Raw genomic sequence first — 17,702 nt, forward strand, 5'->3', positions numbered from 1 at the left:
AGAAAATCGTTCACGGCGTTAAGCATTGCCCCGGGAACTTTGCCTAGTACCGTGCGAACGTGCTGGACATCGTGATTAAAAATTTTCAAACGAATCCTTTGAATCGATGACAAAACTCGAAAACACCCCGACGCGACGATGCCCAATAACCCGTTTCCTTTTCATTGAACGCCCCGGTCCTTGGTGCCTCACTGACGCTTTCGAGTTAGGATGATGCTCTGGAAATTTCCATCGCCATCCAAAACAATCATTCGCGAGCCAAATTCCACTGCCGAGAACCAGCGACGCGAGCTTGAAGAAATCGGTCTCCATCGAGTGGAATCTGGCCATTACATCTATTCCTCCCCACATCAGTAGCAGACGAAAGAACGCAACATGAACCACCTTGCCAAACTATTTTGCCTTTTACTCGTCAGCGTTGGGCTGGCCAGCCCCCGGCCCTGTGATGCCGCCGACCGACCGAACATCCTTTACATCATGTCCGACGACCACGCGGCCCACGCGATCTCGGCCTATGGCAGCCGGCTTGCGGAAGTGGCGCCGACTCCAAATATCGACCGTTTGGCAAACGAAGGGGCGTTGTTCACCAACGCGTTCTGCACCAATTCGATCTGCTCGCCGTCGCGAGCCTGTGTGCTGACGGGTCAATACAACCACACCAACGGTGCGTTTGATTTGGGAGGCAGAATTCCGCCAGGTAAACAGATGCTGGCGATCGAGATGAAAAAAGCGGGTTATCAAACCGCGATGATCGGCAAGTGGCATCTGCACGATGAACCCGCTGACTTTGATTACTACTGTGTGCTTCCCGGCCAAGGCCACTACCACAATCCCGAGTTCCTGGTCCGTGGTGAAAAGCCGTGGGGTAAGAACCTAATCAAGTTCGACGGCAAGCACTCGACCGACGCGATCACCGATCTGACACTCGATTGGCTGAAAGAAGGTCGAGACAAAGACAAGCCGTTCTTTCTGATGCACCATTACAAGGCGCCGCATGATTACTTTGACAATGCAGAGCGTTACGAATCGTATCTGGCGGATGTCAACATCCCCGAACCCGAGACGCTTTGGAAATGCGATCCACGATTCGGTTCGATGGCCACGCGTGGTGCCGACGATGAATTGATTCCTCATATCGGCACGTCCATCGGCGGTCGCAATCCGCGTCGGTCTTACTTGGGCGACTTGCCGAAATTGTATCCCAATGAGTTCCCGCCTAACTTTGACCCGAAAAACTACAGCGATGAAGAAAACACCCGATTTGCCTACAACGCTTATCTGAAAAAGTATCTGCGCTGTGTCAAAGGAATCGATGACAACCTTGGCCGGCTGTTCCAACAACTCGAAGACAGCGGGCAGCTCGACAATACGGTGATCATCTACACCGGCGACCAGGGTTTCATGCTGGGCGAGCATGATTACCAAGACAAACGATGGATGTACGATCCGTCCCAACGGATGCCGTTTCTTGTGCGTTACCCCAAGGCGGTACCTGCCGGAGGGCGATTCGACACGATCATCGAAAACGTCGACTACGGCCCGACCATGTTGGACTTTGCCGGGGCAAACATTCCCGATTCGGTCCAGGGACGCTCGTTCAAATCACTGCTGGAAACCGGCAAGGAAGCGGACGATTGGAAGAAAGAAGCCTACTACCGTTATTGGATGCACATGGCACACCATGACAATCCAGCCCATTTCGGCATCCGCACCAAGACGCACAAGCTGATCTACTATTACGGATGCAATTACGATGGCGGCTACCAAACGCCACCGGGATGGGAACTGTATGATATGGTCAACGACCCGCAAGAGACCGTTAACTTGTACAGCAACCCCGAGCATGCCGATTTGGTCGCCGAGCTAAAGTCTCGCTTAGCCGAAACACGCAAACGCGTTGGAGACGACGGCACTCATTTCCCCGAATGCGAAGCCGTGGTGCAAGAGTTCTGGGACTATGACCAATCGGATCGGGCCAAGGCTCGCGAGATTTCTCATCAATACTTGCAGCGTCGCCAGCAAGAACTGAAAGCAGGAAAGGTCAACATCCGCACCTGGGTCGGCGATAACTAAGCCGACGGCAAAACAGTCCGCCATGAACTCATCCTCCCCCCATCCTTGAAAAGAGTTGCTCCTATGATGAACCGGTATCTCTCAGCCTCGTTAGCCTTGTGTCTGTTTGCTGTGATGTTGTCAGCCGTGTCTGCAGAGTCGGCCCGCGCTGACGATTTGGCAGGATCTCGCCCGAACATCATCCTGGTCATGACCGACGACCAAGGCATGGGCGATCTATCGTGCATGGGCAACAAGGTGTTGCGGACTCCGAACATCGATCGCTTCTATCAAATGTCGACACGTTTCACCGACTTTCACGTCAGCCCGACGTGTGCTCCCACACGATCGTCGATCTTCAGCGGTCGACATGAGTTCCGAAATGGCGTAACGCATACGATCAAAGAACGCGAGCGGATGGCGCTTTCGACAACCACGTTTCCGCAACTGCTGCGAAAATCGGGTTACGAAACCGGAATCTTTGGCAAGTGGCATCTCGGCGATGAAGACGAGTACCAGCCGTATAACCGCGGATTCAGCGAAGTCTTTATTCACGGTGCCGGCGGAATTGGCCAAGCCTATGAAGGTAGCTGTGCAGATTTCCCACCCAATCGCGAAAACGAGGGCAAGTACTTTGACAACGTGATTCTGCACAACGACACGATCGTCCAGACCGAAGGATTTTGCACGGACGTTTTCTTTCAAGCCGCACTCGGTTGGATTAAGAAACAACATGAAGCAAAAACTCCGTTTTTCGCTTACGTCAGCACCAATGCTCCGCACGGTCCGATGCTGGCACCCGAGAAGTACAAGAAACGATTCGCCGACTTGGGCTGGGACGCAAGCACGCAAGGTCGGTATGGCATGATCGAAAATATCGACGATAACTTTGGCGTGCTGATGCAGAAACTCGACGAATGGAAGCTTTGGGACAATACGCTGGTTATCTTCATGACCGACAACGGCCAAGCCGGTCGCAGCGGCAAACTCAATGGCAAGCGAACTCCGATGTACACCGCCGGATTCAAAACGGGCAAAGGATCACCATGGGAAGGGGGAACGCATGTGCCTGCGTTTTGGCGGTGGAAGGGCAAACTCGGCGAAGGCGTTGATATTCCGGCACTGACCGCCCACATCGATCTGTACAAAACGTTCTGTGAACTGACCGGCAGCGAAATTCCGTCTGACATCCAACCGATTGACGGACGCAGCTTGCTGCCACTGCTGAAAGATCCCGATGCCGACTGGGCCGATCGGAATCTGTTCGTGCACGTCGGTCGCTGGGAGAAAGGGGCCGATCCCAACGACAGCAAGTTCAAGAGCTGTGCCGTTCGATCGCAACGATGGCGGTTTGTTAACAACAAAGAACTGTACGATATCTCTGCCGACCCTCGCGAAAAGCAAGATGTCGCGGCAGAGCATCCCGAAGTTGTTGCCGAGATGCGAAAAGCGTACGACCAGTGGTGGAGTGAAACGGTGCCATTGATGGTCAATGAAGACGCTCCGTACTCGGCCGAACATCCGCAAGCAGTGCGCTACGAACGGCAACTCAAAGAGCGAGGCATTCCCAAGTGGACACCTCCGGCGCTGTAGTGATCGCGAGCAGAATCGCGGACGAAAGGCCGGAGGCCGACACACCCTCTGCCGGTGGCGTGAGCCGCCGGCTAGTGGAGGTGAGAAAACATTGCCCAGCGGGCGACACACTCTCGGTCAACGTGTCGGCCTCCGGCCTTACGGCGACAGGTCGCCCCTAAACCGTTGGCTCACGCCAACGGCAATTCATGTATCGGCCTCCGGCCTATTAGATTACTTCAAAATCAGCAGTCTCCGAAGTCAGGAGGCAGGTCGAGCACGTTCTATAGGCCAACGCTGTGAAGCATTTAGAGACGGCAAATTACGGCATTTGCGTTCCGTAGCTACGCTCGCCAGAGCGTGGATGATTGCTGTCCAATACGAATCACCACCTTCTGGCGAAGGTCGCTACGAGAAAATGCTTCACAGCGTTGCCTTTAGGCGATGCTCGGGTGAGGGGGCGACCGCGATACAAGCCGAGCAATTCAAATGGATGCTTCAGTAGTTACGAAAGCCGTCAACGGCTTGATGATATATTGAGCCGCGACGCGTAAGCGACCGGGTTTTACTGCAGTTACCTCTCAACCGAGTAAGTCAAATTGATGCGACGGTAGGGCCGCAGACGCGTTGCTCGGTCGGCCCCCTCACCCGAATGTCGCTGAAGGCTCCATTCGACCTCTCCCCCAACAAAGTTGGTGGAGAGGTGGCAGAAAAAACAACGCAACCAACGAACCGCTACATCCACAACAATTTAGCAGTTCAGGCATATGCATACCCCGCTCTCTTACATCTCACGGCTCAACCGAGCAACTCCGACGCCGCGCCTTGCATCCTGCATCAAGCGTCCTTTTCGGCGACGATCGCGCCGTACTGCATCGCGCCGCTTCGATAGGCACGGAGCAGCGTGTCGAAACCATCGATGAAATCAACTTGCTCTGGGTCGAGCATTTTGGCGAGATGCCGCACCCCGGTTCGCTGAACACGCTGCTTACAGATCTCCCAGGTCTGTGTGACTCGGCTCGTCCAATCCTCGTTGTGAGTCACCCGCATGCCTGATTCGGTGATCCAGCGAGCGTAGTCCGCTCGCGTGGCTAGCGACGGACACACAAAACGCTGGCAGACTTCTTCACACTGCTTGCGATGATCGGCAATGCTCGTGTCTTCGCCTTCGAACCACACACAAATCGCGATCCGGCCACCCGGTCGTAACCACTGAAATGCTCGGCGAAAAAACTCGGGCTTATCAAATAGATGTTCGGTGCATTCGACGCTCCACACCACGTCAAAACTAGCCGGATCAAAACTCACTCGTTCGGCATCATCGGCAAGGAACCGCGTTTGTGTGCCCACACGTTTGATCATTGACGAGATCATCGCCCAACGTCGCTGGACCGGACTGAGCGTGACGCCGGTCACGTCACACCCATGTAATTTAGCAAGCCGGATCGATGATCCGCCCATTCCACAACCGATATCGACCACCTTGTCGTCAGTGCGAATACGAGCCATATCGGCAAGCGTGTCAGTCAATTGACACTGCGCGACATAGGGCGATTCGTCGCCATGCCACAGCCCATGATGAATGTGGGGCCCCCACAACAATCGATAGAACAGCGTTCCGAGTTGATAGTGGCTGCGGATGGAATCCTTGCGGACGCCTTCGATGGCGATCATGGTCTCCGCCCCCTTGGAATGAAGCAAGCGATAATTCTGTCTTTATCGTGACGAGTTCAGATGACGCTGCAAAGCGTTTCGTCTCGAATTCCAACCAGAGTTTGCTTAAATCATTCCGAATCGGTCACCCCCAACCGGCTTCCGGAGCGGGACGATTCCATCAGGGAATGGTCAATTTAATGTCATTCACTTCACCCTCGACCACTTCGGCAGTCAAGTTGGCGACGGCTCCTGGACCGCCCGCCAAAGGCGAAGCCGCCATGGCCGGTGCGTCATCGGTCGCTTCGGCTGGGACGCTGTCACTCGCTCCGCTCCCCCCCTTAACACGGCCTCCGATCACGTGCACAGTGTGCTTGCCGGGCGCGGCGCCTGGGTCTCCGGTCGAGTAACTCAGCGTGAAGCGACCTTCTTCGTCGGTAATACCGTACGAGGCAGCACCGGGCTCTTCCGGGTAGAACTCGACGGTCGCACCGACAAAAGGCTGGCTGTTCTTAGTCAAAGTTCCTGTCACGACCGCTAGATCCGGCTTGTCATTGGGGGCACACCCAACCGTCGTGGTAGCAATCGATAGCATCGCAATGGTGGCGAAGCGAGCGACATTCCAATGGATCTCGAATATTCGTGTCATCTTCCTACAAAGCTCAAACAGAGGTGATGGTGAAGTGAGCCAATGACCAACCGCTGCTGCGACGGCCGCATGTTGCAGCCATTGACACCTGCGTGACGTCATGCTCATGAAGTTCGAGGATGATTGGAATCATCATTCCTCGAAAGCAAAGACGGCCACGAATGGCCGTCATACAAAAAACAATCTTCTTACCGCGAATCACACGAAGACTAGATTTCTTCGATCGTTTCGCCGTCACGCCGGTTCACCAGTTTGGACAGAGTCTGGAAATTGATATTCTCCGTCACAAACTGGACCGAACCATCCATGCGAAGGAATTGAGCTCCGCCAGGGTGAGCCGAATTGAAGATCGAGTGATTTCCGGGCCATCCACCGTTTTGACCTGTTCCCCAAGGATTATTTGCAGCGGTCGGTGAAAAATTGATGCCTCGTCGCACCGAAGCATAGTTTTGGCGATAGCCGTACAGTGCTTTGGGATCGGCATCACCCCCGCCGCCACACCACGCTCCGCCGTAGAAATTACTGCTGCGATGATCATACTGGCTGGTGGTTCCATCGGCGTTGCGAACGAGTTTGAAATTGGCTTGTTCCCCCACAGCAAACGTATTGCTCAACCCGTCCATCACCGAGGCAAAACGAAGCGGACGACTGTTTTTGCTGTCGACCGGAAGAATACATCCCGAGTAATCGGCCATACCGAAGTATCCATTCCACCAAGCAGATGTACCGGTAGAGTATCCGTAGCCGTATTCACCCGAGATGCCGGCATACGACGAGATTTGAGTCTCCAGTTGATCTGGAGCTCCTAAGGCAACGGTGCCTGGTCGAGCCGTTTCAGTACGAGTCATCGGCAAAGGGCTGGAGGGACAGTTGATCGTTTCGACGATCAACTTGTGAAACCCTTGCCAACTTTGGTTGATCCCGTTACCTCGATTTCCCCAATCACTGCCAGCGAAGACGGCTCGCTCATAGGCTGCGGATTGTTCCATGTAAGGCAAGATTCGCACCAACCACGATGCGGGCAGCGAGCTGGGATCCGTACTCGCTTTCGCGAACGAGGCGGGTGGAATTGCGGTAAAGGAGTCGTGGTACATATGCACGGCCAACCCGATTTGCTTCATATTGTTGCTGCACTGCATCCGTCGAGCGGCCTCGCGAGCCGCTTGTACCGCCGGCAAAAGCAGACCGACGAGCACGCCAATGATCGCAATCACCACCAACAATTCAACGAGCGTAAATGCGTCATGGTGTCTGTTCGTACGAGAAAATTTCTTGATCACTTCTTCTTCCGTTGTTTCGTTGTTTGCGCTCAGGAGGCCCGTAGACCGCCCTCAAAAAAAATAAACATCAATAACGCCCATCCAAGGACAACTTGTCGGGCTTATCGAATCCCGAGGATGCCTTTGGGAAGTCCTCAGGGCCGATGCAGACGAAAGGTAAGCAAGCGATATACCTTGCCGGAACTCAACCACGAAATTGGGAGCGAAGATCTTTTGTCAGATACGAACAAGGTCCGAGCACCGCCCTTAGAGGGCCAAGTCATGTCCGGCTTGGCCACATTGCGATTCCAATTCTTTTTTAAAAAACGGCTCGTTTTTTTCAGATATTGACGAACAACAGCCTTGGGGGCAACCCTGCCACCCGGCCATCCAGCGTCTGGGATTGCACACAGCTCACGCGATCGATGCACAAATTCTGTGCGACCCCGCGTTTGCGTGCGGCGAAATGTCCGAGTCGCAAGTCAACTCTCGATCCATCGACCGGTAGCGACTCCGATCCTACCCTTCGTTCAGCCAAGCATATTCCTCCAGCGGTACACCAAGAGCGTTGCACAGCTGAAAGACAGACCTTTGTCCGGGAAACAAATCCGCAGCCGTATTCGATCCAAACGTTTTCAATTGAGGAGCCGATTCAGACGAAATCATCGACTCGGTGACATAGAGCTGCACACACGGCAGTGACTCGGGTTGATCGGAACGAAAGATTTCAACGTGGGCCGCCCCATGCTCGGTGAACACGCCTTGGGCTTCAAAATAATCGGCAACGCGATTAGCAAACTCTTCATCAAAAGGGGGCGCATAGCTTAAACGGTTGTTGTTGCGAGCGAGATAAGGTCCCAATCGCTTCCGCACCGGGAACGACTGATGGGGCTTGAATCCATAGTCGCACGCGATGATTGTCAACGTCGCTTCGTCGGGCAATTCACTGTTGATACCAATACCGGTGGACAACAGACTCCGCTGCAGTACTGCACCGCGTTCCAGTACGGCGTCCGAGGAGGGAGCCAAGACCGTGAAGTGATTGTTGGATTGGCTTATCCAAAAGTCGACCGTGATCTCACGCTCGGGGATCGTCGGCAAACGGGCGGCAATGGCATCGAGGGTCGCCTGAGAGATCGAGGGGTCGGACAGATACAGCATGCATCCGTTTTTAGCAAACTGAGTGGGCTGATATGGCGGAGCGTGCACGACGCTTTTGATGGGATTAAATCCGGGATCAGTGACCGAAAAGGTGCATTGACGCCCTGCACATAACAACAGACTCGATTGAAGGGCGCGATAGCGAAGCGTTGCATCCAGTGTGGCTGGATCGATCGCATCCAGACTGCTTTGTTTGCCAATCACCTGCACCTCGCCAGATTGCTCGGTGTGGCGAAAAAACAGGTGAGTCAAGTCGCTTTCGGGGGAAACCATCCCAAGCTCGCGAAAGCTATCGAGAATGGACTCGATATCTTGAGGCGAAAAGGGCTGTTCGAAAAAGAGACTCTGCGAACCGTTAAACCAACATGCGGCGACATCGCTTCGGTTTTCGGCGATCACCGCCACATCGGCGTCAGACGGTTGCATGACCACACGAAACGTCTCGCCTTGAAAACAATGGTGGCTAATGATGGTTGCCATCGACTGGTAGATGGGCTGCAGTTTTTCGCAGAACTCCAGAGACATGCTATCGAGGCATCTCAGTTGATGGGCCGCCGGAGTCGAGCTCAAACCCGGAGTCGAGCTCAAACTAAAGGCGTATTGATAATCGCCGGTTCCCAGCAGACATTTCGAACCCAGAACATCCAAAACTGCCTTGGCTTGGTCCTTGTCGATTGCAGGATCAAAATAGAGCGTCACATTGCCCTGCTGTATTTCGATCTGATCGGCAGGGTCCAAGATGGATTCGGAGTGAGAAACCGAGGTCACATCCACGTCGCTGTCGAATTGCGAATTGGCGTCGCTACCGATCGTCGCAATGATCGCCAACAAGAATACAATCCCTGTGGAAACGGCTACGAAAAGCGTTACGAACAGGACAAGCAGAATTTTGAACGCGCGCATCAGGGAAGTGACCTTTATCGAAGGCGAATCCAGTCAAACGCGTTTCACAATTCGTCGCCCAACTGAGATCGATGGAAAAACAATCGAGCAACCACCGGGGTGTTGCAAGCTACTGCCGCTAAGCAACCCTAGGTCACCGAAAAACAGAGGCAATCCATTTTTCGCTTTTTTCCGATCTAAGCTTGCGCCGCAGCGGCCTAACATTTCCAACCTCAGCGAGAGCCCAGCGAGAGCCCGGCGAGAGCAGCCATTGCCAATCAATGCACGAATGCACACTTTTATCACAGATGCGCCAGCCAAGAAAAGATCGCAAGATGGACAAGACCTTAAGACGGAGAAGAAGAGGTATCTTCGCCTGTCTCGTCACCTAGCTCGTCTTGGGAACGATCGCTAGGGGATGAAGGAGACGGTGATCCCACGGGTTCGCCTTCGCGATCCTTTCCGCTTTCTGAATCCGCCAATTCCAACTCCGGCTCGGGAGCTGGCTTTGCAGATGGCGAAGGTTCAGGCAGAATCATCATGCCGACGTATTGCACGGTTCCCGTTGCACTGAGCTCACGGACGCTCAATACCACTCGATCAAACTGGATTGCGGCTCCGGGAACAAGCGACTTGGCACTTAACCGTGATCGCATGATTTCGTCGAGAGTCGCATCGGGCTTTGCGCCCAGTTGCAGGTCGTAGAACTGCTCTACGTCCGCCGCCGTGATCGAGCCCCGTAGCGGGAACTCGAGCGCCGTCGGCAAGATCACAGGTTCCAATTCGCGATGGGCAAAGACGCGATCCACCATCGCACGAACGCCTGGTCGCAGCACGACAATAACATGGTCGCCGAACTGAATCTGAGAACGGCCTTGCGGGGGGATGATTTGCTCGTCGCGGACGATCAGCGCGACCACCACGCCGTCGGGTAGCGCAAGGTTCTTGATCAAATGGCCGGCGGCGCGACATTCATCATCGACAAAGTAATCGACGATGTCCCCTTCGACGTTTCGCAAGGAACTGATCTCCAGCGTCACCGGGGGTGGCAAGCGAGCGGGCACCTCCAGTTTCAATGACCGCGCAACCCAGGGTAGCGTCCAGCCTTGGACGAGCGCCGAAACCAGCACCACAAAGAAGACGGTGTCGAACATCAACGGGGCTCCCGGCAGCCCCGCCAACATCGGGAATGTCGCCAAGGTAATCGGCACCGCTCCTTTGAGTCCCACCCACGACAGAAACGTTAGCTCTCGGAACGAAAATCGAAACAGCGAAACGGACAAGAATACTGCGACCGGCCGAGCGACCAGAATCAGCACGACGGAGATCATCAGCGCCGGTCCGGCGACGTCCAATAACCGGCTGGGAAAGCTGAGGATTCCCAGCGCGATAAACATCAAAATTTGACATAGCCACGCGGCGGCGTCGTGGAACAACAGGATACCGCGGTGGAAGACGGGACGGCGATTGCCGATCACAATGCCGGTCAAATAAACGGCCAAAAAGCCGCTGCCGCCAAACGCTGCTGCAAAACCGAATGAAAACAACGCCAATCCAGTCGCCAAAACGGGATACAACCCCGCGGCACTGAGTTGAATGTTTTTTAGCACCCACACACCGCCCCATCCGACCAACAGCCCGACCACGGTTCCAAACACAATCTGGGTGAGAAACAACACCAACAAGCCGGGGCCGAACGGCACCGCTCCGGTCAACACTTGAATCAGCCCCACGGTCAGAAAGATCGCCATCGGATCGTTCGATCCACTCTCGACTTCGAGTGTATCGGCGAGCCGTCGGCGGATATGAACGCCACCGAAGCGGAGCACCGAAAAGACGACCGAAGCATCGGTCGATCCCACAATGCTGCCCAACAACAAACCTTCCATCAGCGGGATCTGTAAAAACCACGACGCAGCCAGCCCAGTGATCAGGGCAGTGATAAACACTCCGATCGTTGCCAGCACCCCGGCCGGTTTCCAGGCGGCACGAATCGAGCGATACGGAGTGCGTAGCCCCCCGTCGAAAAGGATCAGACTGAGTGCAATCGTCCCAATCCCGTTGGCGAGCGAATAGTTTTCGAACTCGATCCCGCCAATTCCTTCGGATCCGGCCAGCATGCCAACGAGCAGAAACAGAACCAAGACGGGCACGCCCATGCGTGCTGAAAATTTGTTCGACACAATCCCCAGCAACAGCAAGACGCCGGTGATCAAAATCAAAGCTTCGATACTTAACATGTCAAATCGATCGCAGGACGCACAGTGTCATAGGAAATATGCGATAGCACTCCATCGCTTTTGAACCAGTTTACCGACTACGTGTCGCTGGAGAATCGGACTGGCGTTCGATTTGCCACGTGGTTCTCGAAACGACACCCCCAATGCGATCGAATGTTCGTCCCGATCCAATCAGCGGGCACCCCCTTGGGCGTCGGCATGACATCGGGCAACCGTTGCCGCCGACAATCACTTTTTCGGCGAGATCCAGCCCTTTACCCGACCGGTAGCGGAAACCGCCACCCCCACAACCACAGCAAAAACCGGGCTGCCTGTTGATAACGCCCTCGCAGCAGCCAGCGGCCCGAAAAAGGAAACTTTTCAGAATTCCTGATCGCGACACAAATATTGATTGTAAATCGCGGCCATTCACGTGCGTTTAGTTTTGCGCGGCCGCACGGCAGATGTCGTGTTCGAACAATTTCAACCAAATCGGTTTGGCAATTCATAACGACCATGCTGCGTACAACCAAAGGCCGATCCATGGTAGCGGAACGGGTGCGTTATCTAGCACTGGCTACGAAGTCTGGAACAACTCGAACGAACGCAACAACACTCGCGTGAGCATGTTGGTTGGGCAAGGCCGTTTATTAACAACAAGCATTGTGGGAACAGATCAGCAACCCGCAGCTCGGTTACAACGCGATGGGACCAACGCCCAACGTGGATACGTATAACACCATGGAACACTGAAATCGCCGGCCTTCGCTGCCCAAGTGATGCTGGTGAGGGATTACCGGCACAGGGACGAACCAACATTGCCGCTTGTTTGGGCGATTCGATCGTGATGCAAACGTTTGGCCCTAATGATGACAATGGATTCAAGATGACCAACGAGGCTGTCGAAGCACAAGCGAGCCGCTGCGGCGCCCTCGTTGTACACAGCCACGCGGCGTTTCGAGATATTCTCGACGGACTTGCCAGTACTATCGAAGCGGGTGAGATTGCGAGCGACTTGAGGGACAACCGCATCTCTACTGTTACGGTTGGAAGTCGACGGCGCGGTGAAGTTCATCACTGATTCGATCGAAGCGGGTGCAAGTCGAGCGACCGGAGGTACCGGAGCGATGAGCCAGGACGAGAAATTGGAATCGACCGAGCATTTGACGAACGGGTTTCGTTTGTGCGCTCGAAACCGTGCCATTGATATCATTCGCCCCCGTGAGGGCACGGTACGTTGGTCTGTCCAAAGAGACACTCGATTTACTCGAACAGCATTGGTCGGTACAGCAGGCTGGCCACCGTGAAGACGCCTCGAATCGCGAGACGCTGCTTTCCGCATTATCGGAGTGTCTGGAAACCCTAACGCCTCGCAGCCAACAAGTCATCAAGCTTCGCTATTTCGAGAACCGCTCGGGAAGCGAAATTGCCAGCTACCTGGGCAGATTGGCGGCACACACAAAACTTCTCGTCCGAGCACACGACGGCATCCAAAGGTCGATTTGGTTCGCGTCTTGCTGACATCCCGCCTAGGGCGTTCTTGCGTCCATTGCCCGTTTCGCCAAGCACACCCCCGTTTACACCGGATTTTCATTGCAAGTCAGTCCCGCCAATGCGACACTTAGCATTAGCAACAACCCCGGCAAAAAAACTTACATATTTTGTCAGTATTTAATGTATAGACTTAAACACTCCGCACGTATCTCAGCTAGCAACCATTGCAAATGACTGGCAACGCGCTAACCTGAAAGCACCGAAAACCAAGCAGGATCGCCGGAGTTCGACAAACAGGAACCCTCTTCTTCTCAAAACTCTCTGAAAAAAAAACTCTCTGAGTTATATTTCCAGTTCGTTGTCCGCGTTTCCCCTCTTCTTTGCGGAGTCTAATCATGAAGTCGACGAATTCACGCCGCCCGGCATTTACGCTGGTCGAACTGCTAGTGGTCATCGCAATCATCGGAGTGTTGGTCGGTCTGTTGTTGCCTGCGGTTCAGGCTGCCCGCGAGGCGGCCCGGCGAATGTCGTGCAGCAACAATTTCAAGCAATTAGGGCTGGCACTGCACAACTACCACTCGGCATACAATCAGCTTCCACAACAGGGTGGCGGCAGCGGCACACCGACCACGAGCGCGCTGACGACCAACCGCGAGCGTCTGTCTGCGATGCCGGGGCTGACGCCGTTTTTCGAGCAACAGGCGGTGTGGGAGCAAATTTCTAATCCTTACACCGACCCGGGCGGCACCTCTTGGCCGGCGATGGGCCCAGCGTCCTACAACGTAAACTACGTCCCCTGGCGAACCCAGATTCCGACGCTGCTATGCCCATCGGACCTGGCTCCAAACGCAGGCATTCCGTTCGGCCAACTGAACTATGGATTTAGTTTTGGAGACTCGTTCTGGAACTGCAACAACACCCGTAACAATGCGGGCACCCCGGTGAACATTGGTCAGCACCGAGGATTTTTCAAGGATCGTTTTGTCACGCGATTTCGTGATTGCTTGGACGGTTTGAGCACGACGATTGCGATGGCGGAAATTCAACGCAGCAGCGGCACACGCGAATTGGCGGGCGACGTACTGGTTCGCAACGGAAGCGGCAATGACATGCGGGACAACCCCAAGGCGGAAGTCCTCGAGTTTGCTCGCGACCCCGAGCGCCCCCTGTTTTACAAACCGAGCGTGACGCTCGCGATTGACACCAGTTCGGGAGGCCACCGTTATCGTGGATCCAATTGGGCTCAAGGGGAACCGATGATGTCGGGCGTGGGTCAGACATTCCCACCCAATTCAGCCAACTGTATCCGAGGCAACGGCGACGCCAATGGCCCCGGCGGTATCTTCACGGCAGGCAGTCGTCATCAAGGCGGATGCCACGTGCTGATGGGGGACGGCTCGGTGACCTTTATCACCGACAGCATCGATACCGGCAATACGAACCAAGGCCCGATCGGCACTTCCGCGCCGGGGGCTCCGCCAGCAGGCTCGGCGAGCAACTACGGCGTTTGGGGTGCTGCGGGCAGCGTGGCGGGTAGAGAGACAACGTCGCTGAAGGACCAATAACCAGACCATCGTCATGATGAGTTGTCGTGAAGAAAGGCGTTGTCGTGACGCCCAGAAAACGGCACTCCTGCCACAAGCCAGATAATCACTTTCCTGTCTTACTTATCCATGAATGGAGTTTATTCTGATGAAATCCAGTTCCATTGTTTTCGTCATCGCAGTAGGTTTTGTATCACTGATCGGATGCGGCACGAGTTCCGAGGTGACGGTCAACCCGGCGCCGGAGATGACCAACGAAGAGATTGAGCAGATGGATGCGGAAAGTGATCGCGCACGAGAAGAGGCAATTCGGGACGGGATGTGAGTTCCGTTACATACGAAACGGACGGAAACGGAAACACCATGAAAAAGCGACTCTTCATCCTCGTTCTCGCCCTCGTCTGGGCACAATCTCTTCAAACCAGCGTGGCTGCCGAGCGTCCCAACATCATCCTTGTCTTTATCGACGACATGGGTTGGGGCGATTTTTCTTGCTTCGGTAACGAGGACGCTGCGACGCCCAACATCGACCGCTTGGCGGCCGAGGGTGTTCGGTTCGAGCAGTTCTATGTCAACTCGCCAATCTGCTCGCCGTCGCGAGTTGCCATCTCGACCGGCCAGTATCCACAGCGTTGGCGGATCACGTCATACCTGAACAACCGAAAGAGCAACGAGGAACGCGGGGTGGCCCAGTGGCTCGATCCCAAAGCTCCGATGCTTGCGCGTTCGCTTCAGCAGGCCGGCTATGCGACAGGCCACTTTGGCAAATGGCACATGGGCGGGCAGCGGGATGTCAACGATGCTCCGCCGATCACCGAATATGGCTTTGATGAATCGCTGACCAATTTCGAAGGCATGGGGCCGAAACTGCTGCCGCTGACCTTGAAACCGGGTCAAGAAAAACCAGGACGCATTTGGGAGGACGCCGAGAATCTGGGTGATGGATATCGCTGGATGCTGCGATCGGAAATCACATCGGGGTTTGTCGATGCGGCCATCCCGTTCATCGACAAAGCCGCCGCGGCCAAGCAACCTTTCTACATCAACCTGTGGCCCGACGATGTCCACGGCCCGTATTGGCCTCCGGTCGAAACGTGGGGCGATGGTTCGCTGCGACGGTTGTATTTGTCCGTGCTCGAAGCGATGGACACGCAGCTTGGCCGATTGTTTGACCGAATCCGTAACGACGCCGCGCTTCGCGACAACACGCTGATCCTGGTCTGCTCGGACAACGGTCCAGCGCCGGGGGCCGGTCAAGCGGGTCCGTTTCGTGGATTCAAAACGCACCTGTACGAAGGCGGCGTCCGGTCACCGTTAGTCGTGTGGGGGCCGTCGATCGTTCGCCGGAAGGGACACGTTGATCGCGAATCGGTGTTCTCGGCGATCGATCTTGCACCGACCTTGCTAACGTTGACGGACACCCCGTTTCCCGACGGCGTCCAATTTGATGGCGAACCGTTAGTCGCCACGCTGCGAGGAGAGGGGAATTCACCTCAGGCTCCGATGGCAGAGATCCATGATGTACAGGGGTTGTTACATGCGATGCGAGGAGAAGGGGGTTCACGTCAAGCTCCGATCTTCTTTCGCCGCCCACCGGATCGCGATTCATTTTATGGCGTCGAGGACCTGCCCGATCTCGCGGTTCGATCGGGCAAATGGAAACTGTTGTGCGAGTACGACGGGTCGAACGTGGAACTGTATGACCTAAGCCATGATCGAGCCGAATCGACGAACGTGGCGTCCAATCATCCAGAGATTGCGGTAAACTTAAAGGCAAAGCTTCTTGCTTGGCACAGCTCGATGCCTGCGGACAATGGCGCAACGTATCGAAAAAAGCAAGCCAAACGCAAGTAATCCGAAGCGAGTCCACGTTCACCGTCCTGCACTGGAAACCACCCATGACCAACCTTCTCAAAATAACCACATGGTGCATGGGATTCATTTGCATCGTCTCGGTGCGTCCCTGCATTGCCGACGAGCGTCCCAATATCGTGGTGATGATGGTCGACGACTTGGGGTTTTCGGATATCGGCTGTTATGGCAGCGAGATCGAGACGCCGAACTTAGATGCACTTGCTCGAGATGGCGCACGGTTTTCACAGTTCTACAACACGGCCAAATGCCATTCATCACGAGTTTGTTTGCTATCCGGCCAGTACTGCATTGCGGCGGGAGACACGTCGCTTGTGCATGCCGTGACGTCGGCGGAAGTGCTTGGCGATGCGGGCTACTTCACCGCCATGACGGGCAAATGGCATCTGGACCAACAACCGACTGACTTTGGTTTCCAACGCTACTTTGGTCACCTCAGCGGTGCATGCAACTATTTTTCAGGCGACAATACGTTTCGTCTGAACGGCCATCCTTGGCAGGTTCCGAGCGATGGTTTTTATACGACCGTTGCCAACGTCGACTACGGTCTGAAATTCCTCGACGAAGCCCGCACCACGGGCAAGCCATGGTATCTGTACGTGGCCTTTAACGCACCACACGCGCCGCTGCATGCGTTACCCGAAGACTACACACAGTACCAAGGCAAATACGACCAAGGCTGGGACGCGGTACGTGACGCGAGAATCGCCAAGCAGATCCAGCTTGGGGCATTGCCTGAATCGCTCGAACCGAGCCCTCGGCCTGAACACATTCCGGCGTGGAATGATCTCGAACAGTGGAAACGCGACTACGAAGCCAATCGCATGACCACGCTTGCGGCAATGATTGATCGCGTCGATCAAGAGGTTGGCCGCTTGGTCGCCGATCTAAAGAAAAACAACGAACTCGAAAACACTTTCATCTTGTTCGTCTCGGACAACGGTGCGTGCCCCTACGATCGAAAACCGGCTCGATTGGATGTCGAGCCCACCAGTGCGAACGTCTCCTTCGGTGATTCAACCGGTTGGGCCTGGGCTCGCAATAGCCCGTTTCGCTACTACAAGCAAAACCAATTCGAAGGGGGCATTTCGACTCCTGCGATTGTGCACTGGCCAGCGGGTTTGAAGCTTGATTCGGGCAGCATGATCCAGCAACCAGCTCACTTGATCGACGTTTTGCCAACGCTAGCGGATCTTGCCAAAGCCAACATTCCTGAATCACGCGAGGGCCGAACGTTGCGTCCCGTTTCGGGAGTCTCGCTGCAACCGCTACTTCGCGGCGAACCGCTCGAAGCACGCTCCCCCATTCACCTTATGTTTGCAGACGACCGCGGTCTTCGCGATGG

The 17,702-nt window shown here is 55.0% G+C and carries 14 protein-coding genes; 9 read left to right on the forward strand and 5 right to left on the reverse strand.

The window, feature by feature from the left end; genetic code table 11:
* The first annotated feature begins 375 nt into the window (after nucleotides 1–375).
* Entirely contained in the window at nucleotides 376–2,073 is a 1,698-nt protein-coding gene (locus tag ABX962_RS10150) for a sulfatase (protein ID WP_372719009.1), read from the forward strand.
* A 63-nt stretch (nucleotides 2,074–2,136) separates the two neighbouring features.
* Nucleotides 2,137–3,645, forward strand: coding sequence for an arylsulfatase (locus ABX962_RS10155; RefSeq protein WP_372719010.1), 1,509 nt, complete (start codon nucleotides 2,137–2,139; stop codon nucleotides 3,643–3,645).
* A gap of 816 nt (nucleotides 3,646–4,461) precedes the next feature.
* On the opposite strand, the gene ABX962_RS10160 is transcribed toward ABX962_RS10155, so the two are convergent.
* The 5 genes from ABX962_RS10160 to ABX962_RS10180 form a co-directional block, all read right to left on the reverse strand.
* Nucleotides 4,462–5,298 carry a cyclopropane-fatty-acyl-phospholipid synthase family protein gene (locus tag ABX962_RS10160; RefSeq protein ID WP_372719012.1) on the reverse strand — a complete coding sequence of 279 codons (837 nt, stop codon included), beginning with the start codon at nucleotides 5,296–5,298 and terminating at the stop codon, nucleotides 4,462–4,464.
* Between the two features lie 160 nt (nucleotides 5,299–5,458).
* Nucleotides 5,459–5,926: a hypothetical protein gene (locus tag ABX962_RS10165; protein ID WP_372719014.1), complete on the reverse strand. Its 468-nt coding sequence runs from the start codon at nucleotides 5,924–5,926 to the stop codon at nucleotides 5,459–5,461.
* A 209-nt stretch (nucleotides 5,927–6,135) separates the two neighbouring features.
* A complete protein-coding gene (locus tag ABX962_RS10170) occupies nucleotides 6,136–7,206 on the reverse strand; it encodes a DUF1559 domain-containing protein (RefSeq protein ID WP_372719016.1) in 1,071 nt (356 codons plus the stop codon).
* Between the two features lie 498 nt (nucleotides 7,207–7,704).
* Nucleotides 7,705–9,249: a hypothetical protein gene (locus tag ABX962_RS10175; protein ID WP_372719018.1), complete on the reverse strand. Its 1,545-nt coding sequence runs from the start codon at nucleotides 9,247–9,249 to the stop codon at nucleotides 7,705–7,707.
* A 326-nt stretch (nucleotides 9,250–9,575) separates the two neighbouring features.
* Nucleotides 9,576–11,468, reverse strand: coding sequence for a potassium/proton antiporter (locus ABX962_RS10180; RefSeq protein WP_372719020.1), 1,893 nt, complete (start codon nucleotides 11,466–11,468; stop codon nucleotides 9,576–9,578).
* A 443-nt stretch (nucleotides 11,469–11,911) separates the two neighbouring features.
* Here ABX962_RS10180 and ABX962_RS10185 point away from each other — a divergent pair, with 443 nt between their 5' ends.
* The 7 genes from ABX962_RS10185 to ABX962_RS10215 all read left to right on the forward strand — a co-directional run.
* Nucleotides 11,912–12,184, forward strand: coding sequence for a DUF1559 domain-containing protein (locus ABX962_RS10185; RefSeq protein ID WP_372719022.1), 273 nt, complete (start codon nucleotides 11,912–11,914; stop codon nucleotides 12,182–12,184).
* 17 nt (nucleotides 12,185–12,201) lie between these two features.
* A complete protein-coding gene (locus tag ABX962_RS10190; protein ID WP_372719030.1) occupies nucleotides 12,202–12,528 on the forward strand; it encodes a DUF1559 domain-containing protein in 327 nt (108 codons plus the stop codon).
* A gap of 116 nt (nucleotides 12,529–12,644) precedes the next feature.
* On the forward strand, nucleotides 12,645–12,968 hold the full coding sequence (locus ABX962_RS10195; RefSeq protein ID WP_372719023.1) for an RNA polymerase sigma factor: 324 nt from the start codon (nucleotides 12,645–12,647) through the stop codon (nucleotides 12,966–12,968).
* Nucleotides 12,969–13,336: 368 nt separating this feature from the next.
* The gene (locus ABX962_RS10200) at nucleotides 13,337–14,506 is read left to right on the forward strand and encodes a DUF1559 domain-containing protein (RefSeq protein WP_372719025.1); all 1,170 of its coding nucleotides are present in this window, start codon (nucleotides 13,337–13,339) and stop codon (nucleotides 14,504–14,506) included.
* A 127-nt stretch (nucleotides 14,507–14,633) separates the two neighbouring features.
* Nucleotides 14,634–14,810, forward strand: coding sequence for a hypothetical protein (locus tag ABX962_RS10205; protein WP_372719027.1), 177 nt, complete (start codon nucleotides 14,634–14,636; stop codon nucleotides 14,808–14,810).
* Between the two features lie 38 nt (nucleotides 14,811–14,848).
* Entirely contained in the window at nucleotides 14,849–16,339 is a 1,491-nt protein-coding gene (locus ABX962_RS10210; protein ID WP_372719028.1) for a sulfatase, read from the forward strand.
* 146 nt (nucleotides 16,340–16,485) lie between these two features.
* On the forward strand, nucleotides 16,486–17,702 hold a 1,217-nt coding region (locus tag ABX962_RS10215; protein ID WP_372719031.1), incomplete at its 3' end, for a sulfatase-like hydrolase/transferase.

This window comes from Novipirellula sp. (genome assembly GCF_041583735.1).
Taxonomy (GTDB): domain Bacteria; phylum Planctomycetota; class Planctomycetia; order Pirellulales; family Pirellulaceae; genus Novipirellula.

What these genes read in the sequence shown, in the direction of transcription:
- ABX962_RS10200 (WP_372719025.1), top strand. Translation starts at nt 13,337, where the DNA reads ATGAAGTCGACGAATTCACGCCGCCCGGCATTTACGCTGGTCGAACTG.
- ABX962_RS10150 (WP_372719009.1), top strand. Translation starts at nt 376, where the DNA reads ATGAACCACCTTGCCAAACTATTTTGCCTTTTACTCGTCAGCGTTGGG.
- ABX962_RS10210 (WP_372719028.1), top strand. Translation starts at nt 14,849, where the DNA reads ATGAAAAAGCGACTCTTCATCCTCGTTCTCGCCCTCGTCTGGGCACAA.
- ABX962_RS10180 (WP_372719020.1), bottom strand. Translation starts at nt 11,468, where the DNA reads ATGTTAAGTATCGAAGCTTTGATTTTGATCACCGGCGTCTTGCTGTTG.
- ABX962_RS10165 (WP_372719014.1), bottom strand. Translation starts at nt 5,926, where the DNA reads ATGACACGAATATTCGAGATCCATTGGAATGTCGCTCGCTTCGCCACC.
- ABX962_RS10205 (WP_372719027.1), top strand. Translation starts at nt 14,634, where the DNA reads ATGAAATCCAGTTCCATTGTTTTCGTCATCGCAGTAGGTTTTGTATCA.
- ABX962_RS10155 (WP_372719010.1), top strand. Translation starts at nt 2,137, where the DNA reads ATGATGAACCGGTATCTCTCAGCCTCGTTAGCCTTGTGTCTGTTTGCT.
- ABX962_RS10175 (WP_372719018.1), bottom strand. Translation starts at nt 9,249, where the DNA reads ATGCGCGCGTTCAAAATTCTGCTTGTCCTGTTCGTAACGCTTTTCGTA.
- ABX962_RS10185 (WP_372719022.1), top strand. Translation starts at nt 11,912, where the DNA reads ATGTCGTGTTCGAACAATTTCAACCAAATCGGTTTGGCAATTCATAAC.
- ABX962_RS10160 (WP_372719012.1), bottom strand. Translation starts at nt 5,298, where the DNA reads ATGATCGCCATCGAAGGCGTCCGCAAGGATTCCATCCGCAGCCACTAT.